Origin of the sequence: Dyella sp. SG609, assembly GCF_012275375.1 — a bacterium.
GTDB lineage: Bacteria > Pseudomonadota > Gammaproteobacteria > Xanthomonadales > Rhodanobacteraceae > Dyella_D > Dyella_D marensis.
The window spans coordinates 40,137-65,534 of record NZ_JAAZQJ010000009.1; the positions used below are offsets into that span (position 1 = coordinate 40,137).

The 25,398-nt window shown below is 67.7% G+C and carries 23 protein-coding genes; 12 read left to right on the forward strand and 11 right to left on the reverse strand.

Going from position 1 to position 25,398, the window contains the following annotated elements; genetic code table 11:
• Nucleotides 1-44: 44 nt before the first annotated feature.
• From FHW85_RS16010 to FHW85_RS16035, 6 genes are read right to left on the reverse strand one after another with little or no spacing between them, the layout of a single operon-like run.
• Nucleotides 45-1,757 carry a Zn-dependent hydrolase gene (locus tag FHW85_RS16010; protein WP_168648917.1) on the reverse strand — a complete coding sequence of 571 codons (1,713 nt, stop codon included), beginning with the start codon at nt 1,755-1,757 and terminating at the stop codon, nt 45-47.
• A gap of 43 nt (nt 1,758-1,800) precedes the next feature.
• Nucleotides 1,801-3,006 carry an ABC transporter permease gene (locus FHW85_RS16015; RefSeq protein ID WP_167255032.1) on the reverse strand — a complete coding sequence of 402 codons (1,206 nt, stop codon included), beginning with the start codon at nt 3,004-3,006 and terminating at the stop codon, nt 1,801-1,803.
• Nucleotides 3,003-3,737 carry an ATP-binding cassette domain-containing protein gene (locus FHW85_RS16020; protein WP_168648918.1) on the reverse strand — a complete coding sequence of 245 codons (735 nt, stop codon included), beginning with the start codon at nt 3,735-3,737 and terminating at the stop codon, nt 3,003-3,005. Before FHW85_RS16020 ends, FHW85_RS16015 begins: the two co-directional genes overlap by 4 nt.
• The gene (locus FHW85_RS16025) at nt 3,734-5,311 is read right to left on the reverse strand and encodes an alpha/beta hydrolase (RefSeq protein WP_168648919.1); all 1,578 of its coding nucleotides are present in this window, start codon (nt 5,309-5,311) and stop codon (nt 3,734-3,736) included. The genes FHW85_RS16020 and FHW85_RS16025 overlap by 4 nt, the downstream gene beginning before the upstream one ends.
• Before the next feature lie 54 nt (nt 5,312-5,365).
• A complete protein-coding gene (locus FHW85_RS16030; protein WP_167255026.1) occupies nt 5,366-5,572 on the reverse strand; it encodes a helix-turn-helix transcriptional regulator in 207 nt (68 codons plus the stop codon).
• Nucleotides 5,573-5,576: 4 nt separating this feature from the next.
• The gene (locus tag FHW85_RS16035; RefSeq protein WP_168648920.1) at nt 5,577-6,185 is read right to left on the reverse strand and encodes a hypothetical protein; all 609 of its coding nucleotides are present in this window, start codon (nt 6,183-6,185) and stop codon (nt 5,577-5,579) included.
• Nucleotides 6,186-6,626: 441 nt separating this feature from the next.
• On the opposite strand from FHW85_RS16035, the gene FHW85_RS16040 reads away from it, so the two are divergent.
• The 5 genes from FHW85_RS16040 to FHW85_RS16060 all read left to right on the forward strand — a co-directional run bounded on the left by FHW85_RS16040 (nt 6,627) and on the right by FHW85_RS16060 (nt 12,852).
• Nucleotides 6,627-7,160 (forward strand): fimbrial protein, encoded by a 534-nt coding sequence (locus FHW85_RS16040; protein WP_167255022.1) that lies wholly within the window; start codon nt 6,627-6,629, stop codon nt 7,158-7,160.
• A 132-nt stretch (nt 7,161-7,292) separates the two neighbouring features.
• Nucleotides 7,293-8,030: a molecular chaperone gene (locus FHW85_RS16045; RefSeq protein WP_167255020.1), complete on the forward strand. Its 738-nt coding sequence runs from the start codon at nt 7,293-7,295 to the stop codon at nt 8,028-8,030.
• Nucleotides 8,027-10,798, forward strand: a complete 2,772-nt coding sequence (locus FHW85_RS16050; protein WP_168648921.1) for a fimbria/pilus outer membrane usher protein — start codon at nt 8,027-8,029, stop codon at nt 10,796-10,798. The genes FHW85_RS16045 and FHW85_RS16050 overlap by 4 nt, the downstream gene beginning before the upstream one ends.
• Nucleotides 10,798-11,820 carry a fimbrial protein gene (locus FHW85_RS16055; protein WP_167255016.1) on the forward strand — a complete coding sequence of 341 codons (1,023 nt, stop codon included), beginning with the start codon at nt 10,798-10,800 and terminating at the stop codon, nt 11,818-11,820. Before FHW85_RS16050 ends, FHW85_RS16055 begins: the two co-directional genes overlap by 1 nt.
• A gap of 96 nt (nt 11,821-11,916) precedes the next feature.
• Complete coding sequence (locus tag FHW85_RS16060) at nt 11,917-12,852, forward strand: fimbrial protein (RefSeq protein WP_168648923.1); 936 nt, start codon at nt 11,917-11,919, stop codon at nt 12,850-12,852.
• A 4-nt stretch (nt 12,853-12,856) separates the two neighbouring features.
• Here FHW85_RS16060 and FHW85_RS16065 read toward each other — a convergent pair whose 3' ends face one another.
• Nucleotides 12,857-13,201 carry a type 1 fimbrial protein gene (locus FHW85_RS16065; protein ID WP_168648924.1) on the reverse strand — a complete coding sequence of 115 codons (345 nt, stop codon included), beginning with the start codon at nt 13,199-13,201 and terminating at the stop codon, nt 12,857-12,859.
• A 301-nt stretch (nt 13,202-13,502) separates the two neighbouring features.
• Nucleotides 13,503-14,249 (reverse strand): FAD-binding oxidoreductase, encoded by a 747-nt coding sequence (locus tag FHW85_RS16070; protein ID WP_168648925.1) that lies wholly within the window; start codon nt 14,247-14,249, stop codon nt 13,503-13,505.
• 90 nt (nt 14,250-14,339) lie between these two features.
• On the opposite strand from FHW85_RS16070, the gene FHW85_RS16075 reads away from it, so the two are divergent.
• The 5 genes from FHW85_RS16075 to FHW85_RS16095 all read left to right on the forward strand — a co-directional run bounded on the left by FHW85_RS16075 (nt 14,340) and on the right by FHW85_RS16095 (nt 18,722).
• The gene (locus FHW85_RS16075; RefSeq protein WP_167255008.1) at nt 14,340-15,308 is read left to right on the forward strand and encodes an ABC transporter ATP-binding protein; all 969 of its coding nucleotides are present in this window, start codon (nt 14,340-14,342) and stop codon (nt 15,306-15,308) included.
• On the forward strand, nt 15,305-16,081 hold the full coding sequence (locus tag FHW85_RS16080) for an ABC transporter permease (protein WP_167255006.1): 777 nt from the start codon (nt 15,305-15,307) through the stop codon (nt 16,079-16,081). Before FHW85_RS16075 ends, FHW85_RS16080 begins: the two co-directional genes overlap by 4 nt.
• A 5-nt stretch (nt 16,082-16,086) precedes the next feature.
• On the forward strand, nt 16,087-16,806 hold the full coding sequence (locus tag FHW85_RS16085; RefSeq protein WP_167255004.1) for a pseudouridine synthase: 720 nt from the start codon (nt 16,087-16,089) through the stop codon (nt 16,804-16,806).
• A gap of 99 nt (nt 16,807-16,905) precedes the next feature.
• A complete protein-coding gene (locus FHW85_RS16090; protein ID WP_167255002.1) occupies nt 16,906-17,220 on the forward strand; it encodes a metalloregulator ArsR/SmtB family transcription factor in 315 nt (104 codons plus the stop codon).
• A gap of 98 nt (nt 17,221-17,318) precedes the next feature.
• On the forward strand, nt 17,319-18,722 hold the full coding sequence (locus FHW85_RS16095) for a DUF2867 domain-containing protein (protein WP_168648926.1): 1,404 nt from the start codon (nt 17,319-17,321) through the stop codon (nt 18,720-18,722).
• On the opposite strand, the gene FHW85_RS16100 is transcribed toward FHW85_RS16095, so the two are convergent.
• The 3 genes from FHW85_RS16100 to FHW85_RS16110 all read right to left on the reverse strand — a co-directional run bounded on the left by FHW85_RS16100 (nt 18,717) and on the right by FHW85_RS16110 (nt 23,163).
• Nucleotides 18,717-19,316, reverse strand: coding sequence for a c-type cytochrome (locus FHW85_RS16100; RefSeq protein ID WP_246866794.1), 600 nt, complete (start codon nt 19,314-19,316; stop codon nt 18,717-18,719). The two genes, FHW85_RS16095 and FHW85_RS16100, sit on opposite strands and share 6 nt — an antisense overlap.
• Nucleotides 19,317-19,431: 115 nt before the next feature.
• Nucleotides 19,432-22,044 carry an MtrB/PioB family outer membrane beta-barrel protein gene (locus tag FHW85_RS16105; protein ID WP_168648928.1) on the reverse strand — a complete coding sequence of 871 codons (2,613 nt, stop codon included), beginning with the start codon at nt 22,042-22,044 and terminating at the stop codon, nt 19,432-19,434.
• A gap of 12 nt (nt 22,045-22,056) precedes the next feature.
• Nucleotides 22,057-23,163, reverse strand: coding sequence for a DmsE family decaheme c-type cytochrome (locus FHW85_RS16110; protein ID WP_168648929.1), 1,107 nt, complete (start codon nt 23,161-23,163; stop codon nt 22,057-22,059).
• Nucleotides 23,164-23,383: 220 nt separating this feature from the next.
• Here FHW85_RS16110 and FHW85_RS16115 point away from each other — a divergent pair, with 220 nt between their 5' ends.
• Entirely contained in the window at nt 23,384-24,337 is a 954-nt protein-coding gene (locus tag FHW85_RS16115; protein WP_167254992.1) for a LysR substrate-binding domain-containing protein, read from the forward strand.
• A gap of 130 nt (nt 24,338-24,467) precedes the next feature.
• On the forward strand, nt 24,468-25,394 hold the full coding sequence (locus FHW85_RS16120; RefSeq protein ID WP_167254990.1) for a DUF2167 domain-containing protein: 927 nt from the start codon (nt 24,468-24,470) through the stop codon (nt 25,392-25,394).
• Nucleotides 25,395-25,398: the final 4 nt, after the last annotated feature.

Here is a 25,398-nt window from a genome sequence, read left to right on the forward strand (position 1 = left end):
CACCCCAGCCCTCTCCCCGGAGGGGAGAGGGGGTAGCGGTGGGGCTACTTGGAGGGCTGCTGCAGGCCCAGCACATCCAAGCCCTGCTCGAACACGATATCCACCGGGATCTTCGCCCCGTCCAGCTTCTTCAGGTCGCCGGCCAGCTCGGCATCCACGTTGCCCATGCTGTCGGTGAGCTTCTTGGCGGTGTCGTAGTCGCCGTCGCCCTGGATGGTCAGCAGCTTGGCCGACAGCGCGTTCATCGCCGCGGTCATCTTGTCGAAGTCCACGCGGTAGCGGCCCGTCGCCGGGTCGCGGCTGAAGGCGCCCTGCTGCTTGAAGAAGTTGAAGCGCACCATGTTCGCCTTCGCATGCGCGTCGCTGGCGCCGAAGCGCACCGAGCGCAGGATGCCGGCCAGGAAGGTGACGTAGTTGTCCATCAGCCTGGCTTTGTCCAGCTCGCCCTTCTCGGCCAGCTTGCTGACCATGTACAGGCCCAGGATGTCGGCCTTGCCTTCCTCGAAGCTCGAGGCCTGGTCCTTCAGCGCGGCGCGCACCAGGCCCTTGTCGGTCAAGGTGTTCTTGATGCCGAGGCCGTGCGCCACCTCGTGGAACATGGTGTTCTCGAAGAACGCATCGAAGGTGAGGTGCGACTGCTGGTCGCTGGCGATCAGTTCCCTGGCGATCGGCAGCATGATCTTGTCGAACTTCGCCTGCATCACGTTTTCCAGCTGCAGGCGGCGCGTGCCCTTCTTCAGCTGCACTTCCTCGTCGTTGGGCAGGTTGATCGCGATGGTCTTGGCGCCGACGTTGGCGTCGCCGGCGTAGTACACGGCGAAGTAGGCGTTGAGGTCGGCGTCGGAGCCCGGCTTTTCGGCCTTGTATTTCGCCTCCACCGGCAGCTCGCGCTGCAGTTCCGGCAGGTATTTGACGAAGCGCGAGAGCTTCTCGCTCCAGGCCTGGTCCTTCACCAGCACATAGCTCTCGTAGCTGGCCTTGTAGCCGAACAGCTGGTCTTCGTAGGTTTCGATCGGGCCGATCACGATGTCGACCGGGTTCTTCTTCATCGCCATCCAGGCGAAGTCGCTCTTGCGGTATTCGTCGCTGAGCAGCGCGTCGGCGCGCAGCTTGAGGTAATGGGCGAAATCCTTGTCGGCGGAAAGCTCCGCCGCCTGGCGCAGCAGGCCGGCGGCCTTTTCGAGGTCGGCCTTGTAGGCCTCATGGAACGGCACGGTCATCAGCTTGCCCTGCGCGTCGCGGCGCAGCAGGGTGTAGAGCGAGGCCTTGTCCTTCAGGTCCGCCTTCTCGAACTCGTCCTTGCCCATGTCGGCCGGATAGAACTGCACGCCGGCGGGGCGCGGGCCGATGCCGGCAACGAAGGGCTGGTCGTCGTGCAGGCGGTCCCAGGGGCCATAGTTGATCTCGGCGTAGCGGCGGGTGTCCTCGTCCGGAATACGCTGCATCAGCGCTGCCTTGTCGCCCCAGGACTGCTGCCAGTACAGGCTGTTGGTGACGTCGGCCGCCTGCACCAGCAGGGCCAGCATCTGCTTCTGCTGGTCGTCGAAGCCGGAGAGATCCGCGCTCAGCTTCACCGTGGCGTAGTCGCCCATGCGCTGTTTCGCCAGGTCCGCATCGGTGGACGGCGGCGCCGGCGGCGCCGGAGCGGTGGCGGCCGGGGCGGGCTTGGGCTCCGCCGGAGCGGCGGCGTCCTGGTGGGACGAGCTGCAGCCGGCCAGGGCGGCGGCAAGGCTCACGGCGAGCAGGCGGTAACGCATGGGGGCTTCCTCGAGTCCGGGAAACCCCCATGGTACCCGCAGCTCAGGAGGAGATCGCCAGGCGCTCCGAGCGGTACAGCTGCATCGTCACCAGCAACAGCAGCAGCGCCGCGGCCAGGGTGCCCAGCACGCAGGTGGCCAGCTGCTGCATGTCGACCGCGTCGCCGCGCAGCAGGCGCATCACGCCCAGGTGCTGGCCCAGCACCGGCACCGCGTACATCCAGCTTTGCGGCTTGATCGGCATGAAGGTCAGCAGCAGGCTCGGCAGCGCCGGCACGAACATCAGCAGCGACACGTAGGTCTGCGCCTCGCGGTAGCTCTTGGCGAACGCCGCGACGAGCGACTGCAGCACCGCCAGCAGCAACAGCAGCGGCAGCATCAGCAGGAACACGTGCGAGCCGAAATGCACGCCCAGGTCCAGCTCCATGCCCAGCTTCTCGGTCGGCACCAGCCGGCCGACCAGGGCGAACGCCACCAGGCTGATCACCAGGCTCACACCGGAGAACGCGCAGATCGCCGCCAGCTTGCCGGTAAGGATCTTCCAGCGCGCCACCGGATTGGCGAACAGCGGCTCCAGCGACTGCCGCTCGCGCTCGCCCGCGGTGAGGTCGATCGCCAGGTACATGCCGCCCATGAACATGGTGATGATGAAGAAGTACGGCAGCATGCCGAACATCAGCACGCCGCGCGCCTGCGCCGTGGCCTGGTCGCGCCTGGCCACGGCGATCGGCCAGGCGGTGCCGGGCGACAGGCCGCGCGCCACCAGGCGCATCGCGCCCTGCTGGCGCGCATAGCCTTCCACCAGCTTGCTGACGCGCTCCACCGGCGTATTGGTGTCGCTGCGCGAGGAGTCGAACAGCACCTCCACCTGCACCGGCTCGCCCTTGCGCCATGCCGCGGGGTAATCCGGGCTGATGCGCACCACCACGTCGGCATCCTGCTTGCGCACCGCCTGCTCGGGATTGCCGATGCCCGGCTGCGGCACCACGCCGCCGGCCTTCAGCGCACCGACCAGGTTGGGCGCGTACTCGGCGCCGATCACCGGCACCTTCAGCGGCTGCTCGGCTTTCTCCAGCTCGCGGTTGAGCGAGGCCTTCACCAGCATCACGAAGATCAGCGGCCCCAGCAGCGGACCGGTCAGCAGCGCGCTGATCAGGGTGCGGCGGTCGCGCAGGTTCTCGCGCACTTCTTTCAGGAACACGGTAAGGAAGGCGTTGGCGCGTCGCGCCTTGTAGGCAACGGTGTTCATGCGGCGAGACCCTCCTCGCTGCCGATGATCTTCACGAAGGCATCCTCCAGGTTCGCCGCGCCGGTCTGCTCGCGCAGCGCCTGCGGGGATTCGTCGGCCACCACGCGGCCGTGCGCGATCACCACGATGCGATCGCACAGCGCGGCCACCTCCTGCATGATGTGGCTGGAAAACAGCACGCAGCGGCCTTCCGCCTTCAGTTTCTGCATGAACTGGCGCAGCGCGCGGGTGGCCATCACGTCCAGGCCGTTGGTCGGCTCGTCCAGGATCACGTTGCGCGGGTCGTGGATCAGCGCGCGGGCGATCGCGGTCTTCACGCGCTGGCCCTGCGAGAAGCCCTCGGTGCGCCGGTCGGCGATCTCTTCCATCTCCAGCGCCTTGATCAGCGCCTCGCGGCGCGTGGCCAGTTCGTCCTCGGGCAGGCCTTGCAGGCGCGCGAAATAATCGATGTTCTCGCGCACGCTCAGGCGCTTGTACAGGCCGCGCGCGTCGGGCAGCACGCCGAGCTGGCGGCGCACCGCCAGCGGATCGGCGGCGGCGTCGATGCCGTCGACCAGGATCTGGCCGCGGTCCGGCTTCATCAGCGTGTACAGCATGCGCAGGGTGGTGGTCTTGCCGGCGCCGTTGGGGCCGAGCAGGCCGGTGATCTCGCCGTCGCGCGCGGTGAAGCCCACGCCGTCGACGGCTTTGACCGTGCCGAATGCCTTGTGCAGGTCTTTCACCTCGATCATGGCGCGGCTCCGTTGAAATCGATGAATTGCGGGGTGGCTTGCAGGCGCTCCAGGCACTTCGCGTCGAGCTTGGCCGGCGCCAGGTCTTCCACGAAATGCTTGAGCAGGTCCGGCGCGCAGCCGGCCGTCACCACGTTGTGGCCCTGTCCCTTGAGCACGAAGTGGCGGCCGTTGGCGAAGCCCTTCAGCACGGTGTCGCCATAGGCCGGCGGCGTCACCGGGTCGTACTCGCCGGAGAACAGCAGGGCGGGCTTGTCGCTCTTCACCGGCTGGTGGAAGTCGGCCGGGCGCGTGCCCTTGGGCCACACCGAACACACCGCCTGCAAGGTGTCGAGCACGCGGGTGCCGAGCATGGAGTGCGCGTCCTGCGGGCGCGGCGTGAACAGGTCGGCGTCTTCGCTGCAGATCACCGAGGACTGCATGCCGCCGTTCATGGTGTCCGACAGATCGCCCGACAGCAGCTTGGCCTGGCCCAGCAGCGGGCCGACATCGCCATGCGCGGCCGCGTCGATCGACACCGGCAGCAGCGCGGCGGTGATCGGGGAGTAAGCGAACATGCGCACCACGCTGGCCAGCGAGTACTCGCTCAGCACGCGCTGCACGCTCTGGTAGTTCTGCGGATCGCGGAAGCTGACCTGGTGCGGATTGGCGCGCAGCGCGTCGCGCAGCTGGTACAGCGTCTGGTAGGGGTCGCCGAAGCGATCGTGGCAGGCCTTGTCCGCCGTGCAGCGTGCGAACTGCGCCTTGAGCGCGCTTTCCAGGTTCTGCGCGAAGTCTTCGCCCAGCACCAGTTCGTTTGGCACCACGCCGTCCAGCACCACCGCGCGCACCGCCTCCGGATGGCGCATCAGGTACTGCTGGGCCATGCGCGTGCCGTAGGAAACGCCGACCAGGTCGAAGCTCGGCGAACCCAGCGCGCGGCGCAGGTCGTCCAGATCCTGCGTGGCCACCGTGGTGGTGTAGTAGCGCGGATCGGCCTTGCCTTGGAGCTGCTTGAGGCAGGCCGCGGTTTCGGCGCGCAGCCTGGCGGGGTCGAAGGCGAGCTCTTCGTCGCTGCCCGGTTTCGCTTCGACCGGCTTGCAGGTCAGCGGGTTGGAGCCGCCGGTGCCGCGCTGGTCCAGCAGCAGCACGTGGCGGTGCGCCAGCAGCGGCTGCAGCGCGGGCGCCACGCCGGGCCAGGTTTCGGTGGCCGCCTGGCCGGGGCCGCCGGCCAGCAGCACCACCATGTCGTCGGTGGCGACCTGGGCGCTGCTGCGGATCACGCCGAACTTCAGCTTGATCTTGCGGCTGTGCGGGTCGTCGCGGTTCTCCGGCACCTCGAACGGCGCGCACCACGCCGCCGTGGTCATGCCGCTGTTGGGCTGGCCCAGCTCGCACGGCGTCAGCGTGAGCGAACCGAGCCGCCAGGTTTCGGGCCGGGCCGGCGCGGCGGATGCCGCGGCGGCCGGCGTGCCGTCGTCCGCCGCGGCCGCGTCGTTGCCGCCGCCGCGCGCATGGAACTGGTTCCAGGCCAGCGCGCCCAACCCCAGCGCGACGGCGGCGATGCGCACCATGGTGCGTCCCTTGATGGCCATTGCTTGTGTTCCCCTCGCTCATGCGGCCGTGCGGCCGCTGTCATCCCCAATGCGTCAGTGCCCCGCCTCGCCGTCCGGCTGGAAGATCGCTTCGATCGGCTGCTCGAACAGCCGCGCGATCTTGAAAGCCAGCGGCAGGCTGGGGTCGTACTTGCCGGTTTCGACCGCGTTGACGGTCTGCCGCGACACGTCCAGCCGCGCGGCCAGGTCGGCCTGCGACCAGCCGCGCCCGGCGCGCAGTTCGCGTACCCGGTTCTCCATCGCGTCAGTCGCGGTAGCGGCGCTTGGCCCAGGCCAGGGTCGGGCCGTAGACCAGCATCAGCGCCGGAAACACCAGCAGCAGCACGGTGCCGTCCAGGCTGACCACCTTGGCCGCGGCCAGAAAGCCGACGGCCACGCTGAGCACCGCCACCACCCCCGCGGCCAGCGCCAGCGCCTGCAGGTGCAGGCGCTGCATGAATTCGTCGCTGGCGGTGACGTAGCGGAACAGCGAGACCGCCATCGCCGCCACCGGCAACGCCGGCGCCAGCGCGATCAGCGCCTTCAGCCAGGCCGTGCCGGTGGTCTTGTGCAGCGGCCATACGAACAGCATCAGGGCGAAGTACACCGCCATGGCCGGCACGAATTCGGCGAGGTAGCGGCGGTCCTCGCGGCGCATTTCGCCGTCCGCTTCCGAACAGGCGGTGGCGCGCGACACGTAGGCGAGCAGCCAGGTCAGCGCGACCAGCAGCACCAGGGCCAGCACGCGCGAGCCGGTGCCATGCAGGCGGGCCATCAGCCCGACGACCGCGAAATACCCCGCCATGATCAGCCCCAGCAGCAGGCGCCGGGCCCACGCCGGCCAAGCCGCCATGCGCCTGGTCAGACTCTCCATCGCCCCCTCCATACGCCTCGCTCCCCCGTCGATCAGGACGCCTGCCGTGTCAAGCAAGCTTGACAGCATGCTAGGCAGGGCCCGGCGCCATGTCAAGCACGCTTGACAGGAGCACTGTAAACCTGGGCGTTTGTACGATTTTTTGCGTACAGGCAAGGACTTGGCCCACGGAGGTCACTTTTTGACCCTCCATGTCCTCGACAAATTTTTGACGTTGCTTAATCGTTGGTAGGAAAATTCTGAGAGATTGTTCTCAGATTTAAGTGTCAACTAGATCACGTTTTTTGGCATGGCTTCTGCATAGGCCCATCGCCAACGAGGGAAGCGCCGGCAGCGCCCTCCCCTCGGAGAAAGACGCAGGGGGACGAGAGACCAAGCCCGCGTCCGGAGCGCAACCACTGCCGTACCCAACCAAAAACCCGTTAAGGACAAAGGCATACCATGAAGAACGTTCTCGCCACCGCCCTGATCGCCGCCCTGGGCTTTGCCGCCCTGGCCCCGAACCAGGCTTCGGCCGCCGACGGCACCATCAACATCACCGGCTCCGTCAACGCCTCCACCTGCAAGATCAACGGCGCCAACAGCCCGGCCACGGTCAACGTGACCCTGCCGACCGTGTCGACCACCTCGCTGAGCGCCGCCGGCACGACCGCTGGCCGCACCGCCTTCGCGCTGGCCCTGAGCAACTGCGGCTCGCTGACCAAGGCCCAGACCTTCTTCGAGCCGGGCCCGACCATCATGGCCGACGGCAACCTGAAGAACGGCGGCAGCGCCACCGGCGTCGAAGTGCAGCTGCTCAACAGCGACTTCAGCGCGATCAACCTGGCCGGCACGGCCTCGACCCAGAACTCGCAGCAGGTCGCCCTGACCAGCGGCGCCGGCAACCTGAACTACTACGCGCAGTACTTCGCGACCGCCGCCGCCGGCGCCGGCAACGTGACCACCTCCGTGCAGTTCACGATGCTTTACCAGTAAGTCCCGCCCGGCTAGGCGGTCAGTTGTAGAGGCAAGTCCGCGCCGGAACCCATGTGGCTCGACCCCATGCGGTTCCGGCGCCCACTCCGCCGCCACCGGCGGAGCATCTCAAGTTCGCAGCGAGGGAAATCCATGAGGAAGTTTGTCTGCGCCCTGGGCGCGGGCCTGCTGGCCCTGTGTCTCGGCGCTCCGGCCGCGCACGCCAATGTATTGATCGGCGGCACCCGCGTGGTCTTCCCCGCGAAGGATGGCGAAGTGACCGTGCGTCTGACCAACGACAACGACCACCCCGTGCTGGTCGAGTCGTGGATCGACCGCGGCGATGTGCATAGCACCCCCGAATCCGTCGATGTGCCCTTTCTGATCACGCCTCCGCTGTTCCGCATGGAGCAGAAGAAGGAGCAGAGCCTGCGCATCGTCTACACGCACGAGCAGCTGCCGGCCGACCGCGAGTCGCTGTTCTGGCTCAACGTGCTGGAAGTGCCGCCTAAGCCCACCGGCCCGCAGGCCGAGGGCCAGAACCTGCTGCAGCTGGCGCTGCGTTCGCGCCTGAAGCTGTTCTACCGTCCGGCCGGCCTGCAGGGCGATCCGCTGAAGGCGCCGTCGCAGCTGACCTGGAAGGTCGACGCCGACGGCAAGGCGCTGGTGGCGCACAACCCCACGCCGTTCCACGTCACCATTTCCGAGCTCAGCGTGAGCGTCGGCGGCAAGGCCGTCGCCGCGGAGCTGGGCATGGTCGCGCCGCTGTCGGACCTGCGCCTGCCGCTGCACGACGGCGCGCCGAAGCCTGCCGCCGGCAGCGTGGTGAAGTTCACCGCGATCAACGATTTCGGCGCCGCCGACAGCTACACGGGCGCCATCGCCCCGTGAGCTTCCTGCGCGCCAGCCACGGCAGCGACCGCAACGGCGGCCACTGTGGCCGGCGTGCGCTGCTGTGCCTGGCGATCGCCGGCGCGCTGGGCGGCTGGAGCCTGGGCGCGCTCGCCGCGGCGCCGGCGGCGGCGAACGGCGCGGCCGCTTCCGGCGCCGACGCCTCGGCGCCGGTGGAAGCGAGCTTCGACCGCAACCTGCTGTCGGGCGCCGGCCGCAACACCGGCGACCTCTCCCGCTTCGAGCGCGGCACCATCGTGGTACCCGGTGTCTACCGCACCGACATCTTCCTCAACGGCGCCTGGGTGGCGCGCGGCGACGTGCGTTTCGCTTCGCCCAAGCCCGATGCCAACGCCATCCCGTGCCTGTCGAAGGAACTGTTCGACCGCCTCGGCCTGCCGCTGCAGAAGCTGTCCGCCGAACAGCAGGCGAAGCTCAACGACGCGCAGGGCTGCCTGGACATCGGCAGCCTGATCGACGCGGCCAGCATGAACTTCGACCAGCCGAACCTGCGCCTGGACGTGAGCGTGCCGCAGGCCTGGCTGGGCACCCGCGCGCGCGGCTACGTGAGCCCGGAAAACTGGGACCGCGGCGTCAACGCGGCGCTGCTCAACTACAGCTTCAACAGCTACCGCACGCGCAACGGCGGCGTCAGCCAGACGTCGTCCTTCCTCGGCCTCAACACCGGCATCAACCTCGGCGGCTGGCAGCTGCGCCACGATTCGACGCTGCTGATGCAGTCCGGCGCCGCCGGCGCACCGTCGCGCCGCCACTGGGAAAACATCGACACCTATCTGCGCCGCGACCTGCCGTCGCTGCGCGCGCAGATGACCATCGGCGATTCGTATACCGGCGGCGAGCTGTTCGACAGCGTCAGCATCCGCGGCGTGCAGATCGCCACCGACGACCGCATGCTGCCGGATTCGCTGCGCGGCTACGCGCCGACCGTGCGCGGCGTGGCCGAGTCCAACGCCAAGGTGACGGTGCGCCAGAACGGCATCGTGCTGTACGAAACCACGGTGTCGCCGGGTCCGTTCGTGATCTCGGATCTTTACTCCACCGGCTACGGCGGCGACCTCAATGTCACCGTCACCGAAGCCGACGGCCGCATCCGCAACTTCACCGTGCCCTACGCCTCGGTGCCGCAGCTGCTGCGCCCGGGCGTCACGCGCTTCTCGGTGGTGGCCGGCGAGCTGCACGACACCTCGATCCACGCCAAGCCGGCGATCGCGCAGGCCACCGTGCAGCACGGCTTCAGCAACCTGCTCACCGGCTACGCCGGCATCGTCGGCACCTCCGGCTACGGCGCGGTGCAGGTGGGCGGCGCGTTCAACACGCACTACGGCGCGATCGCGCTGGACGTCACCGCGGCGCGCACCGAGATCCCCGGCCAGTCCAGCCAGGACGGCCAGAGCGTGCGGCTGAGCTACAGCAAGATCATCCCGGAGAGCAACACGTCCTTCAGCGTGGCCACCTACCGCTATTCCACCAGCGGCTACCTGGGCCTGCGCGACGCGCTGCTGACCCGCGACATCGCGCGCGGCTACCGCTACGTCGACCCCACCACGCTCACCACCATCAACGGCGTGAGCACGCCCGACCTGCTCACGCCGGAGCAGCGCCAGGCGCTGCAGGGCGCGTCCAACAGCTTCACCAGCTTCACCCGCCAGCTCGACCGCCAGCGCAGCCGCTTCGACATCAACGTCAACCAGCGCCTGGGCCAGAGCGGCGGCACCGTCTACGTCACCGGCTCCGCGGTGGACTACTGGAGCCGCAGCGGCACCGACGTGCAGTTCCAGGTGGGCTACAACAACGCGTTCCGCCGCCTGAGCTACAACCTGTCGGCCACGCGCGTGCGCGACGTCAACGGCCGCTTCAGCAACCAGTTCTTCGCCAGCATCTCGCTGCCGCTGGGCGACAGCGTGCACGCGCCGACCTTCGGCGCCACCGTGAGCCACGACAGCAGCGGCCATTCGCTGGCCCAGGGCACCTTGAGCGGCACCGCCGGCGTCGACAACGAATACAGCTACGGCGCCACCGCCACGCACGACAACGGCGGCAACGGTACGGATTCCAGCAATGCCGGCACTGTGTACGGCGGCTACCGCAGCCCGTTCGCGCAGTTCAACGCCAGCTACGGCAAGGGCAGCGGCTACTCGCAGGCCTCGGTCACCGTGGCCGGTTCCGTGGTGGCGCATCCGGGCGGCGTGACCTTCGGCCAGCCGATGGGCGACACCGTGGCGATCGTCTCCGCGCCGGACGCCAAGGGCGCGCGCGTGCTCAACGCCGCCGGCGTGCGCATCAACGGCGCCGGCTATGCGCTGGTGCCCTACCTCACGCCGTACAACCGCAACACCGTGCAGATCGACCCGAAGGGCCTGCCGCTGTCGGTGCAGATGGAAAGCACCAGCGCCGAAACGGCGCCGCATGCCGGCGCCGTGGTGATGCTGCGCTACAAGACCGAAAGCGGCCGCTCGATGATCGTGCGCGTGAAGCAGGCCGACGGCCGCGTGGTGCCGTTCGGTGCCGAAGTGGTGGACGAGAACGGCAAGAACGTGGGCGTGGTCGGCCAGGCCGGGCGTATCCTGGCCCGCGTCGCGGGCGACCGCGGCGTGCTGAGCGTGCAGTGGCAGGATGCCGACGAGAACGCGCTGCGCTGCCAGTTCCCCTATCAATTGCCCGCTGCGGCCAAGGGCGCGGCGGACAGCTACCAGAAGTTCGACGCCACCTGTACCGCGGCGGTGTCGGGCAGCGGGAGCCACCCGTGATGCGCATGTTCCATTTCTCGCGACGCATCGGCGGCCTGTTGCTGCTGGCGCTGCTGCTGTGCCTGCTGCCGCTGGGCGCCAGCGCGGCGGTGAACTGCACGATCACCAACAATACGCTGAGCATCGGCAACGTCAGCGTGTCGCCCAGCGCGCCGGTGGGCACGGTGCTGGCTACTTCAGGCACCGCGCCGATCACCATCAGCTGCACCGGCATGCCGTACGACAACACGGCGCAGGGCAAGGTGGTGACGATGCAGGCGGGCAACCTGGCGCCGCGCGATCCCAGCGATCCGCCCAGCGGCGGCGGCATCGCCTTCGACACTAATGTGCAGGGCGTGGCCCTGGTGGTCACCGCGACGCCGGTGCAGGCCTCGGACAGCGCCTGCCTGCGCTGCGGCCCGGGCAGCACGGCGGGCTTCGAAGCGGTGACGGTCAACTACCCCACCACCAGCGCGACCTCCACCTTCACCGCCAAGCTGGTCAAGACCGGCCCGATCACGCCCGGTGCACTGGGTTCGATCCAGCTCATGCAGTTCTGGTGGTACATCTACGGCAAGACCTCCAGCGTCGGCCCGCTGTCCAGCCTCACCTTCAGCGGCGGCAATGTCAGCGTGATCGCCTGCTCGGTGAATACCGATTCGCAGACGCTCAACGTGGCCCTGCCGCCGGTGAGCACCAGCGCGCTGACGGCCGTCGGCGCCACCGCCGCGACCACGGCGTTCAAGATCAACCTCAGCTGCCAGTCGGGTTCGAACGTGTCCATCACGCTGGCCACGTCCACGCCGGGCACCGGCGCTGGCGTGATCGCGCCGGCCACCGGCACCGGCAAGGCGGCGAACGTGGGCGTGCGCCTGCTCGACGGCAGCCGCAATCCGGTGACCTTCAACACAGCGAAGTCGCTGGGCGCCACGCCCAATGGCACGCTGAGCATTCCGTACTACGCGCAGTACTACCTGACCGCCACGCCGGCCGGCAGCGGCCAGGTGACGGCGACGGCTACTTACACGCTGACCTACCAATAGCGCCGCGGGCGCCAGTCAGCACGGCCAGCCGCGGCTGGCCGCCATCCGCCGCCGCTGCCGGGGAAGGCACGGCGGCATGCAGGGGGAAACAACGTGATGCGCCGTATTCTGCTGCTGCTCGCGGCAACCATGCTCTTGCTGCCGCTGGGCGCGCAGGCCAGCTGCAGTTTCACCAGCGGCAATACCGCCAACGTCAACATCTCGTTCGGCAGCACCACGATCACGATCGACCCGAACCTGCCAGTGGGCGCGACGCTGGCCAGTTCCGGCCAGTTCTCGCCGACGCCGATCTCGCAGATCTCCTGCAACAGCACCACCACCATCGGCGTGGTCAACGTGGCCGGCAGCCAGCCTGCCTCGGGCGCCACCATCTTTCCCACCGGCGTGGCCGGCATCGGCTATCGCGTGACGCATCCGGATACTTCCAGCTATCTGCGCGCCTATCCCGGCGATTCGATCGCCAGCGGCAGCTACCAGATGTCGGTGACCTCCGGCCTGGAGTTCGTCAAGACCGGCACCATCGCCAACGGCGCCACGGTGGGCAGCGGCACGATGGGCTACTGGCGCTACGACAACAACCGGCGCATCGAGAACTTCAACCTCAGCACCACGCTCACCTTCGTCTATCCCTCGTGCTCGGTGAATACCAGCACGATCAACATCGTGCTGCCCACGGTGTCCAATACCGCCTTCAATGGCGTGGGTACGGTGGCGGGCGCGACGGTGGTGCCGATCGCCCTGCAGTGCGCGGCGGGCAGCCAGATGTACATCCAGTTCGATACGGCCAACGCCGCCAGCGGCGCCACCGGCGTGATCGCGCCGGCCACCGGCACGGGGCGCGCGCAGAACGTCGGCGTGCAGCTGATCGACAAGACCTTCGTGCCGGTCAGCTTCGGCACGCCCGCGCTGGTCGGCACCACCCCGAACGGGCCGCTGACCCTTACCTACTACGCGCGCTACTACCAGACCGCCACGCCGGTCGCGGCCGGCTCGGTGAGCGCGACGGCGACGTTTACCCTGTCGTACCAATGAGGCTTCAGTCGTAGGTCTGGGTGACCAGTTTCGGCTGCGCGCTCAAGTATTGGCCGAAGTAGACGATTAAGGGGTCTGAGGCGAGCGGCGTACCGACGGTGTCGCTCACCGACAGCGCATACGACTGCGCGAGCTGGCCAGGCGTGGGATGGGCCCCCTCCGAACAGCGATAGCGATGCGCCGCATTCGCGCCTTGCGCATCGCCGATGCGCTGGGAGCTCGCCGAACAGGTCGGTTCGACGATCCTTCCCGAGAAGACGATCGTCCCGCCATCGGCCATCGCCGCCGCCGGCGCGAAGGTCATCGCGACCAGGCCAGCCACCAGCGTCTTGCGTATCCAGATCCGCATCCCGACCTCCCTGCGCCCCTCAATCGGATGAGCGCTTTTCCGGTCTGTCGGCTGCCCGGGACCGGGCTTTAATCCGAAAACTGTTGCGAATTCGGATTTGTGATGAGCATCACAATGCGTGGGCGTATGTCGAACGGTCTATGGCCGAAAGCTCGATGTAAATCAAAGCTTTGTGATTAATTTGTTCGGGCCGAATGCAGAGTTGCCGCTAGCCTGCGGCAGGCGCAGGGGATTTTTGGGGCGGGTATTCGAGCCCGCCCGATCGGGTACCAGGAAGGTGTCGGCCCGCCGGCCGGAAACTTCAGCGCGAGGAGACGTATTTCTCGCGGCGGATCTGCGGCACCGGCAGGCCGTATTCCTTCAGCGCATTGAAGGCGCCGTCGACCATGTTCGGATTGCCGCACAGATAGGCGATATCGCGGTCGGCGCTGGGCGAGAGCTCCGCCAGCACGCCCTGCACGTGGCCGCTGCGGTCGTTCGGACGCGGCACGGCGCGGGCCTGGCGGCTCAGGCAGGCGTGGAAGGAGAAACCCGGGTTCTCGCGCTCGAAGGCTTCGAATTCGGCGCCGTACAGCAGCTCGGTCTCGTTGCGCGCGCCGTACAGCAGGGCCACTTCGCGCCCGCCCTGGGCCAGCAGCTCGCGCAGCAGCGGCAGCATGGCGCGGTAGGGGGTGACGCCGGTGCCGGTGGCCAGCAGCAGATAGCGCGGATGCGCGTCGCCCGGCTGCAGGCAGAAGCGGCCATAGGGGCCGCTGGCTTCGACGGTCTGGCCCGCTTCCAGGCTGCCCAGCAGCTTGGTGGCGGCGCCGCCTTCGACGTAGCTCACGGCGATTTCGATGCGCTGCGCCGGCGAGCGGCCGTCGCCGACGGTGGCCACGGAATAGCTGCGCTTGGTCGGCGTGCCGTCGTCGTACTGGAAGTGCACCTGCAGGAACTGCCCGGGCACAAACGCGAGCACCTGCCCGTCGGCGCGCTCGAACACCAGGTGGCGCACGGTGGGAGCCAGCATGTAGCTGTCGACGAGGCGGAGGGTGAAATGATCGGCCATGGGAATCCGGAAACAGTGAGTGCGCCCCGCGGAACCGGCCGGCGGGAACCAGCCCGCTATAATAGGAGGCTGGCCCCTTCGGTGCAGCCCATGCCCACCCCGCCATCCTCATCCGCCCCCGCCCTCGTCGTCGACAACCTGCGCAAGACCTACGCCAACGGGGTGGAAGCCCTCAAGGGCGTCAGCCTGACCGTGGAACCCGGCGACTTCTTTGCCCTGCTCGGCCCCAACGGCGCCGGCAAGTCCACCCTGATCGGCATCCTGTCCTCCCTGGTCAACGCCAGCGGCGGCGACGCGCGCGTGTTCGGCGTGTCGGTCAACCAGCAGCGCGGCAAGGCCATGCAGCTGATCGGCCTGGTGCCGCAGGAAATCAACTTCAATGTGTTCGAGAAGCCGTTCGACATCTGCGTGAACGAGGCCGGTTTCTACGGCATCCCGCGGCGCATCGCCACCGAGCGCGCCGAGAAGTACCTGCGCGAGCTGCGCCTGTGGGACAAGAACCAGGAGCAGGCGCGCACGCTCTCCGGCGGCATGAAGCGCCGCCTGATGATCGCCCGCGCCATGATGAACGAGCCCAAGCTCTTGATCCTCGACGAGCCCACCGCGGGCGTCGACATCGAGATCCGCCGCTCGATGTGGCAGTTCGTCAGCGGCATCAACGCGGCCGGCACCACAGTGATCCTCACCACGCATTACCTGGAGGAAGCCGAGCAGCTGTGCCGCAACATCGCCATCATCGACCGCGGCACCATCGTGGAGAACACCACCATGAAGCGCCTGCTGTCGACGCTGGACTCGGAAACCTTCGTGCTCGACGTGTCCGGCGTGCCGGGCGAACTGCCCGCCCTGCCCGGCGTCAACCTGCGCCGCCTGGACGACCACACGCTGGAAGCGGAAATGTCCCGCGCCCACGACCTCAACTCCATGTTCACCGCGCTGTCCTCGCACGGCGTCACCGTCACCTCGATGCGCAACAAGACCAACCGCCTGGAAGAACTGTTCGTGCGCCTGGTGGAACAGGGCCGCAACGCCAAGTCCGCGCAGGAGCAGGCCGCATGAATGCCACCGGCAACCTCGTCGCGCTGGGCACCATCGTCCGCCGCGAAATCGTGCGCATCCTGCGCATCTGGACGCAGACGCTGATCCCGCCGGCCATCACGATGACGCTTTACTTCGTCATCTTCGGCAAGCTGATCGGCAGCCGCATCGGCACCATCGAAGGCGGCTTCAGCTACATGCAGTACATCGTGCCGGGCCTGGTGATGATGAGCATCATCACCAACAGCTACGGCAACATCTCCAGCTCGTTCTTCGGCGCCAAGTTCAGCCGCGCGGTGGAGGAGATGCTGGTGTCGCCGATGCCGAACTGGGTGATCCTGCTGGGCTACGTCACCGGCGCGGTCACGCGCGGCATGATCGTCGGCGCGCTGGTGCTGGTGATCGCGCTGTTCTTCACCCACCTGCAGGTGGTGCACCCGCTGATCACCTTCGTCTCGGTGCTGCTGGGCGCGACCATCTTCTCGCTGGCCGGCTTCGTCAATGCGGTATACGCGAAGAAATTCGACGACATCGCCCTGGTGCCGACCTTCGTGCTCACCCCGCTCACGTATCTGGGCGGCGTGTTCTATTCGGTCAACATGCTGGCCGAGCCGTGGCAGAGCATCTCGCGCGTCAACCCCATCCTGTACATGGTCAACGCCTTCCGCTTCGGCGTGCTGGGCGTGAGCGACGTGAACATCGGCGTGGCGTTCGTGGTGATGCTGCTGTTCGTCGGCGGGCTGGCGGCGGTGGCGCTGCACCTGCTCAAGCGCGGCGTGGGCCTGCGTTCGTAACCGGCATGCGCGTCAACAAGTACATCAGCGAGGCCGGCCTCTGCTCGCGCCGCGAGGCGGACGAGCTGCTGCTGGCCGGACGCGTCACCATCAACGGCGAAGTCGTCAGCACCGGCGCCAAGGCGCTGGAAGGCGACGAGGTGCGCGTGGACGGCGAGATCGTCAAGGCGCGCATCCTGGCGGCGACGCCGGCGGCGAAGCGCGCGGTGTACATCGCGCTGAACAAGCCGGTGGGCATCACCTGCACCACCGACCAGAGCGTGTCCGGCAATATCGTCGACTTCGTCGACCACCCGCAGCGCGTGTTTCCGATCGGCCGCCTGGACAAGGATTCGGAAGGCCTGATCCTGCTCACCAGCAACGGCGACATCGTCAACGAGATCCTGCGTTCGGAAAACAACCACGAGAAGGAATACCTGGTGGCGGTGAACAAGCCCGTCACCGACGCCTTCCTCGCCGGCATGGCCAAGGGCGTGCGCATCCACGGCCAGCTGACCAAGCCGTGCCGCACGCGCAAGATCGCCAAGTTCGGCTTCGCCATCGTGCTGACCCAGGGCCTGAACCGGCAGATCCGCCTGATGGCCGCCGAGTTCGGCTACCGGGTCACCCAGCTGCGCCGCGTGCGCATCGTCAACGTGAAGCTGGGGCACCTGAAGCCGGGCCAGTGGCGCAACCTCACCGAGGCGGAACTCAAAGGACTGCTGCCCAACCGCACGCAGTGGTGAGGTCTCTTCCCTGCACACTGCTTGCTTGAACCGGGCCGCTTGACGCGGCCGGATTCCGCGGCTATATATTTAGCAACTTCGTTAATTGCTTAAGAGCTGATGGCCGTCGACCTGTTCTTCGAAGCCCTGGCCTCCCGCCCCCGGCGCGAAATCCTGGCCTATCTGTCGGCCCAGGAGCTGACCGCGGGCGAGATCGCCAGCCGTTTCTCGATGAGCGCGCCGGCCATTTCGCGCCACCTGTCCGTGCTGGAAGGCGCGGGGCTGGTGAGCAGCGAGCGGCGCGGCCAGTACGTGGTGTACCGGCTCAACAAGGACAATCTGGTCAATACGCTGACGGGGTTCGCCTTCGAGATCTGTCCCAAGGCCGGACCGCTCAAGCGCGAATCGCGCCGGCTGGCGCGCAAAGAAAGCTGACACGGCAAAGCTGACGCGGCGAACGCGGCAGCCCCAGGGGATTCAATCAAGCTGTTCGTAGCGGTGGTGCCAGCGGTGCCGCCACGGAGAAGTGCGTCATGGCGATACAGACACGCAGCACCGGCAGTTTTCCCACGGCGACGATCGCCTCGCCGCATGGCGGGCTGCCGGTGGAGGTCAGCTTGATCGCGCAGCTCGGGCATGGCGTGGGCGACCAGATGCATGCCGGCGCCTCGGCGCTGCAGCGGGCGCATCCGGCTTTTGTCAACGAGCTGGACGAGCCCTCGACCAAGCTGGGCGGCACCGATTTCGCCAAGGGCGATGCCACCGCGCTGTACACCTTCGCGGTGGGCACGAAGGGACATCCGTTCCATCGCCATGCGGGGCACCGCGTGTTTACGGCCGTCTCCGGCAGCGGCGGCGCGCAGTTGCGCTTCTCCACGGCGACCAGCGCCGAACTGGCCGACGATCCCGCGCACTTCGCGCGCACCCTGCACCACATCGATATTCCGCCGGACTGCATGTTCACCGTGCGCTTCAACGGCACGACCTGGCACCAGTTCGCGCCGCTGGACCCCGCGCACCCCGCGCTGTTCGCCATCTCCTGCCACACCAACGAACTGGGCGGCGAGCTGAGCGAAACCGTGCGCCAGCAGGTGCTTGCGGGCACCGCCTCGATTCCCTCGCTCACCGAAACCCTGCCCGGCGCGGTGCTGCACTGGCTGGCCGCCAACCCGCCGGCATCCGAAGACATTCCCACCATCGCACTCGCGCTGGAAGCGGCGCCGGGTTCGCTGCAGAGCCGCCTGTGCCGCGTCGCGCGCGGCATGCTCGGCCGCCTGCGCGGCCTGTGCGCCACCTGCCGCAAGGCCGGCGGCTTTTTGTGGGAATCGCAGGGGCGCCTGCCGGTGCAGGCCATCGAGCCGCCGAAGGACTCGCTGCTGCGCGGACAGCTCGAACACAGCCACCAGCACGAGGACATGGTGCGCATCCGCCTGCGCGATCCGGCGCTGGCACGCGCCGGCGCGCCGCGCCTGCTGGCCGGGCTGCTGGACGGCTTCCTGCGCAATCCGCCCTCGAGCGTGTCGCGCATGATGGCGGTGCGCAACACGCTGGTACGTCCGCTCGGCCTGCGCACTTCGCCGCTGGGCTGCCCGGTGTCCTCGCTGCTCTCGCGCCAGGCGGGCGAGACCTTCGACGGCCGCTTCCCGGTGCTCGCGCAAGCCGTGGATGCGCGGCATGCGCAAGTCATCCTGGGCGCCGACGATAAGCACCTGCGCTTCCGCTCCTGCGTGGCGGTACGCATCGTCGACGACGCGCACGTCGAACTCACGCTCGGCACGCGCGTGCACTGCAAGAACCTGTTCGGCGATATCTATATCGGGCTGATCGAACGCATGCACCGCCACCACGTCAGCCCGGCAATGCTGCGGCTGGCGGCCGAACACGCCTTCATGCGCCAGCCCGTGCGCAGCTCGCCGCTGCGCGTGCTGCCGCTATAGCGACTGGATGTAGGCGGCCAGCGCCTGGATATCTTCATCGTCCAAGTGCTGCGCCACGCCTTCCATGATCCTGCCGTTGCTGACGCCGACGCGCTTGCCATGGCGGTAGTCGCCCAGCTCCTGCCCGACATAGAGCGCCGACTGCCCCGCCAGGCGCGGGAAGGTGTGCCACGCGGTATCCGGCGCGCCCGACCACGGACTGGCCGGCCCCTGCCCCGCCGGACCATGGCAACCCTGGCATGGCGGCACGCCTTTGGCCGGATCGCCGGCCAGGAACAACTGCGCGCCGCGCGACGCGGCATCGGGCTTGCCCGCTGGCTTGGCCGGCAGCGCGGCAAAGTGCGCTGCGAGATTGCGCATGTCCTGGTCGCTGAGCGTCGCGGCCTGGCCGGTCATGATCGAATCCTTGCGCTGCCCGTCCTTGAACGCCTTCAGCTGCAGATAGAGATAGGTCGCCGACTGGCCGGCGAGGTTCGGGAAATTCGGCGCGATCGCAACGCCTTGCGGACCATGGCAGGCGCCGCAGACGGCCGCCTTGGCCGCGCCGGCATTCGCATCGCCATGGACCGGCGGCTGTGCGCGCACGTCGAGCATCGCCACCGGCTTCGCGGCTGCGCTCGCCGCAGGCGCAGGCGCGTCCTGCGCTGCAGCGCACGATGCAAGCATTACCAGGGCCGCGAGCGAAAGTGGGCGGATCATCGCGGCCTCCTCACAGCTTCACGTTGAACAGGGCGCCCAGCATGGTCACGCCGTAATGGTGCTGCGGCCCCTTGTCGGTATAGATGCGCTGGCCATAGCTCAGCGTCTGGTCGAACCCCAGGTAATGCCAGTCGGTGAAGCTGCCGGTTTCGCGGCGGCCGAACAGGCGCATGCCGAAGCGGCGGGTGAAGTCGAAGTTGAAGCCCAGGTCCAGCGTATTGCTGCGGTACTTGTTGTCCGGGAAGGCGTTGCCCGCCGCCGTAGCCGCATCCGGTGCGCGGTAGGCGAGGGCGCCGATGGTGGCGTAGCTGTAGCCGACGTGGCCGAACGAGCCGCTGTAGTTGTAGCTGAGGTCGGCGCGCACGCTGCCGAAATCGTGAGTGAGGGTGAAGCCGGCATTGCTGTTGCGCTCGCGGTCGAATTCCCACCACTGGTTGCCGTACGGATACAGCGGCCCGCCGAGATTCGGGTTGGTCTGCCCCGGTGTGCCCAGCGCCGCGCCGGCCGCGCCGCCGTCGGAGTCGCCCACATTGGCAATGCCCATATGCGAAGTCTCGATGCCCAGATACGCGCTGGCGGTAGTGCGCGCGCCGGGCTGCCAATCCCACTGCAAGGTGGCGCCGGTGCTGCGCGTGTCCTGGCGGCCGATCGGCGTGGCGTACTGGTCGCGGCTGCCGTAGAAGGTGGCGGATACCGTGGTGGCGTCGCCGAACGGATAGGTGACGATCAGCCGCGCCTTGCTTTCGTTGCGGTCCGAGAGATCGTACTTGCGCATGTCGGCGACCGTATGCGCGGGCAGGCCGTTGACGGGATCGACGAAGCCCGGCAGCGATTCGGAGAAGAACTGCACATAGGGATCGTAGTTGTACGGCCCGCCGCGTCGGCGTGCGTATTCATAGCTGGCGCGCAAGGTCGCATCGCCGAACGAGCGCGACATCCATGAAATCTTGATGCGGTGCTCGTCCACCCGCTTGCGTTCGCGATACTTCGGTTCGTTGTGGTCGAAGGTATAGGCCACGCCCAGGCTGTTGCGCCGCCCGAACTGCCAGTCGCCGCCCAACTCGAACAGCGTGTCGTCGTAGCCATACGGCACGTTGCGCACGGTGACATTCGACGACCAGTACAGCGGATTGCGCGGATCGAAAATGCCCACCTCGCCCGGCACGATGCTGCCCTGCGAGCCGTTCTCCGAGATATAGCCGTACTGCCCCGTCTGCGGGTTGTAGGCGAGATAGCGCGTCTTGTTGTCTTCGCGATACCAGCGCAGGCCGGCATGCCAGCCGAAGCTGGACGACGGATGGAAATTCACCCGCGCGTCGAACAGGCCGGTATCGATCCGCGCATTGGCATTGCGCTGCGACAGCGCAGCCGGCGTGTTCCAGTCGGCGCAGGGCAAGGTGTAGTTGGGGCCGCCGATCGGCGCCATGTCGACACCCAGCACGCCGGTGCAGGTCACCGGCGGACGCAGCGCTGCGTTCTGGCGCATGGTGCCCCACGCGGCGGCAACGCTGAATTGGCCGTTGCCCTTCAGCTCGCGCGACAGGTCCAGGCGCAGGTTGTGGTAGTCGTTGTCCGGCTCCAGCGAGAACTCGCCCTGGTAGATATTCGCCACCTGCGGCACGCCCACCACGTTCTGCAGCTGGAACGGGCTCTGGTAATCCAGGTAGTCCTTGTGGTTGCGGAAGAACGAGCCGGTGTAGGTGCCGACGAAGTGCCACACCCTGCCCACCTTGCGCAACGACAGGTTGACGTCGGTGGTGGAGAAATCGACCGGCCGCACCGTCTCGTTGATGCCGCCCTGCAGATCGTTGAAGGCGAAGAACATCGGCCCGCCCCACAAACGCGTGCCCTTGCGTTCCTCGTTGCTGATCGCCGCGGTGCCGATCCAGCCGCGGTACAACTCGCCTTCCAGCGACAGGCCGCTGCGGGTGCGGGTCAGTCCGATGCTGCGCCTTGGCGCCGCCGCGGAAGCAGCGGCGATCTGTGCAGGCGTGCTGGCGCCCGGTGTGAGCGAAGCGGGCAAGGTGAGGTTGCTGCTACCGATGCCATTCCAGATCGGGAAGGCGTTGGTCGACACCGTATGCGGCATATCGCGGTAGAACGCTTCGATCCGGTAGCTGCCGTATTTGCCGGCGCGCAAACGGTAGTACTGGTCGTCGGCGCTCAATCGGCTGGCGCGGAACTCCACGTATTCGCCGGTGCGCCGGTTGTCGAACATCAATCCCAGATAGCCCAGCGCCAAGCCGTTCTTCCAGTCGCTGTACTGGCGGAAGAATTCCGCGTTGCGGTCGCCGTTGAGGTGGATATAGCCGAGCTGCAATAGCCCGCGATACGTCCAGTCGCTGCCCGGCGCGACAGGCGTGCCGTCATCGGCCTGCGGCGGATACGGGTATGGCACACCGGTGGGCGTGCGCTTCATGCCCGCATGCAGCCACGACATGCCGTTTGAGAGCAGCCCGTCCTGAATCCCCGCCATCATCGGCGTCCACCCGCGCGGATCCAGCGCATTGCCGTACTGCATGTCGCCCACGCGCATGGTGTCGCTGCCGTCCGCCACCTGCGCGGAAGCGGCGCCCGCCGCCAGGCCCGGCAGCGCGAGGAGAAGGAGCTGGAGCTTGCGCATCGTCCGCCTCCCTCACTTGTGGAATTTCGGTCCGGACGGGTTGTTGGACCCGTGGATATTGGTGTGGCAGGTCAGGCAGCCGCGGCCCATGATCCGCTCGTCCGGCGACACGCCATTGCCCAGGCCCGCGGCGCTCTGCAGGTCGTTCGGATGCTGCGTCATGGTGTGGCACTGCTGGCACAGCATCGGGATCGGCGCCACCAGCAAGGTCTGCTGGTTGGAGCCGTGCACGTCGTGGCAGTTGAGGCAGTTCTGCCGCACCGGCGCGTGCTCGAACAGGAAGGGGCCGCGCTTTTCGGCGTGGCAGCCGTAGCAGGTCTCGTTGACCGTGTCGGTCTTCAGCAGCGGCTTGGTGATGGTGCCGTGCGGGTTGTGGCAATCAGTGCAGGCGATCTGCCCTTCCGGCAGCGGCATGTGCGAGCGCCGGTTGAACTTGGCGCGGATGTCCTGGTGGCAGCCGCTGCACACTTCGTTGATCGACGGCTTGGCCAGCACGCCTTCGGGCGACAGCCGCGCCATCGGGTTGTGGCAATCGCTGCAGGAAAGGCCGCGGTTCTCGTGCACCGACCCCAGCCAGTGCTGCCGCGCGCCGCCGGCATGGCAACCGAGGCAGACCTGCGTCTGCGCCTGCACGGGCGTGCCGCCGTCGTGCGTGAAAGCGATGATCGAGCCTTTCGCCGCGGGGTTCTTCGCGTGCAGCGAGCCGGGGCCATGGCAGGTCTCGCAAGCTGCCTGCGGCCCGCTGTGTGCCGCGCCGACACGGAACGAAGCGACATGCAGCGAATGCGAGGCCTGCACGTTTTCCAATGCGTGGCAGGCCATGCAGGTCCTGGCGCCGACGGCATCGGCGTCGGGCGCCAGCGGGTTCTTCGGGATGGGGGCCGCATCGAAGGGCGTGGCGGGCGAGTCGCTGACGGGACGCAGATGCGGGTCGCGGTTACGCGCATCGTTGGCGCCCATGTCGGTGGCCGGCAGCATCCGCGCGATATCGCTCTGGCTCAGGCCGGACGACCCGGCCGGGGCCGCCTGCTGCGCCTGCGCACCCGGTGCCGGCAGCGCCGCCAGCAGCCCGATGGCCGCGCAAAGCAACGTCCCTGGCAGAAACGGGAACACACGCATGGCGTAACCCCATTGGCTAGCGTGATGCGCCGGCGTGTCGTCCCCTGTGGCCGGTGCCGCCAGGAGTATTCACCCTCGCCCGAACGGGAATAAGCCCTCGCACCGAAAATGATTGTCCAAGGCGCGAGAACAATCGCAGCCTGTGGCGACGCAACATCGCGCCGCCAAAGCTTGCGGTAGCCTCAAAAGCGGGGGCTCATCCCGCGACGGGAGCCGGGACATGCAGGATCTCAACGACATCCTCTATTTCGTGCAGGTCGTCGAGCACGGCAGCTTCACCGCCGCGAGCCGCGCGATGGGCATGGCCAAATCGCAACTGAGCTTCCGCATCGCGCGGCTCGAGGAACATCTGGGCGTGCGCCTGATCCAGCGCACCACGCGGCGTTCTCACGTCACCGACATCGGCCGCCGCTACTACGACCAGTGCTGCCTGATGCTGGCCGCCGCCGAGCGCGCGCAGGAAGTGATCGACGATGCGCAGGCCATTCCGCGCGGACGCCTGCGCGTGGCTTGCCCGGTAATGTTCGCGCAGCTGCTGCTGGCGCCGGTGCTTGTAGGTTTCCTGCGCCGGCACCCGGATGTGCAGGTGGATCTGGATATCTGCCATCACCAGGTCGACGTGGTGGCGAACGGCTACGACATCGCTTTCCGCGTGCGCGCGTCGGTGCAGGATTCCAGCCTGGTGGTGCGCAGCTTCGGCATGGATCCGCAACTCCTGGTGGCCAGCCCCGAACTGCTGCAGCGTGCGGAGCCGCCGCAGCAACCCGCCGACCTGCGCCATCTGCCGAGCGTCAGCGTGCTGTCCTGCGAAGGCCGCCATTTCTGGACGCTGCTCGATGCCGCCGGCCATGCGCAGCGCGTGGAGCACCACCCCGCTCTGGTGAGCGACGACCTGCAGGTGCTGTATCAGGCGGTGACCGGCGGGCTCGGCATCGCGCAGTTGCCGCGCTTCATCTGCCGCGAGCCGATCGCACGCGGACAACTGGTCCCGGTACTGCCGGCATGGAGCCTGCCGCCGGGCAACGTGCATGCGGTGTATCCGTCACGCCACGGCCATACGCCGGCGATGCGCTGCTTCATCGATTACATCGCCGAGCACCTGCCGGATGCGCTGGCGCGCGTGCAGCGCGGCGTGCCGGGCGGCGACGTGAAACCGCTGCTGGCGGTGGCCTGAGCCGGCATGGGGCTGGCAAAAACCTGCCCCTCCCTGCAAGAATTCACGAACCATCGCGCCGAAGGGGGAGCGATGGACGCGCGCCGGCACCGGACGCACCCATATCAACGGACGATTCCAGGGACTACACATGCAAAGCAAATTCCTGCCGGCACTCGGCCTGCTGGCCGCCTTCGCTTGGACCTCGCCGCTGCTCGCCGCGCCGGCCGACACGCCGGCCGCCGAAGACAGCGTGCCCGCCGAGGCGCAGGCCTTCCTCAAGTCGCTGCATCCGGCCACCGGCGACGTGGTGGTGCCGGGCGCGCAGGCCACGCTGAAACTGGACAAGGGCTACAGCTTCCTGCAGGCGAAAGAAGCGCAGGACGTGCTCACCCGGCTGTGGAACAACCCGCCGGACCAGGACGTGCTGGGCATGATCCTGCCCAGCGAGAACATGAACGTGCTGCTCGACGACAAGGCCTGGGCGGTGGTGGTGACCTTCGTCGACGAAGGCTATGTGTCGGACGAGGACGCGGCCAAGCTCGATTACAACCAGATGCTCAAGGACATGCAGGAGGCCAGCAAGGACGAGAACGCCGAGCGCCTCAAGCAGGGCTATCCGGCGATCGAGCTGGTCGGCTGGGCCGAGCAGCCGCATTACGACGCGGCTTCGCACAAGCTGTACTGGGCGCGCAATCTCAAGTTCAAGAAGGCCGACGGTTCTTCCGACGGTGCCTCGCTGAACTACGCCATCCGCGTGCTCGGCCGCCGCGGCTATCTGTCGCTCAATGCGGTGGCGCCGATCGACCAGCTGGCCCAGGTGCGCGCGGACATGCCCAAGGTGCTGGAGATGACCGAGTTCAACGACGGCGAGCGCTACACCGACTACAACTCCAAGACCGACAAGGTCGCCGCCTACGGCATCGGCGCGCTGGTGGCCGGCGGCATCGCGGCGAAAGCCGGCCTGTTCGCCAAGCTCGGCGTGCTGCTGCTGGGCTTCAAGAAGGTGATCATGGTGGGCGTGGTGGCGATCGGCGGTTTCTTCGCCAGGTTGTTCGGGCGCAAGAAGGCGCAGTAAACCG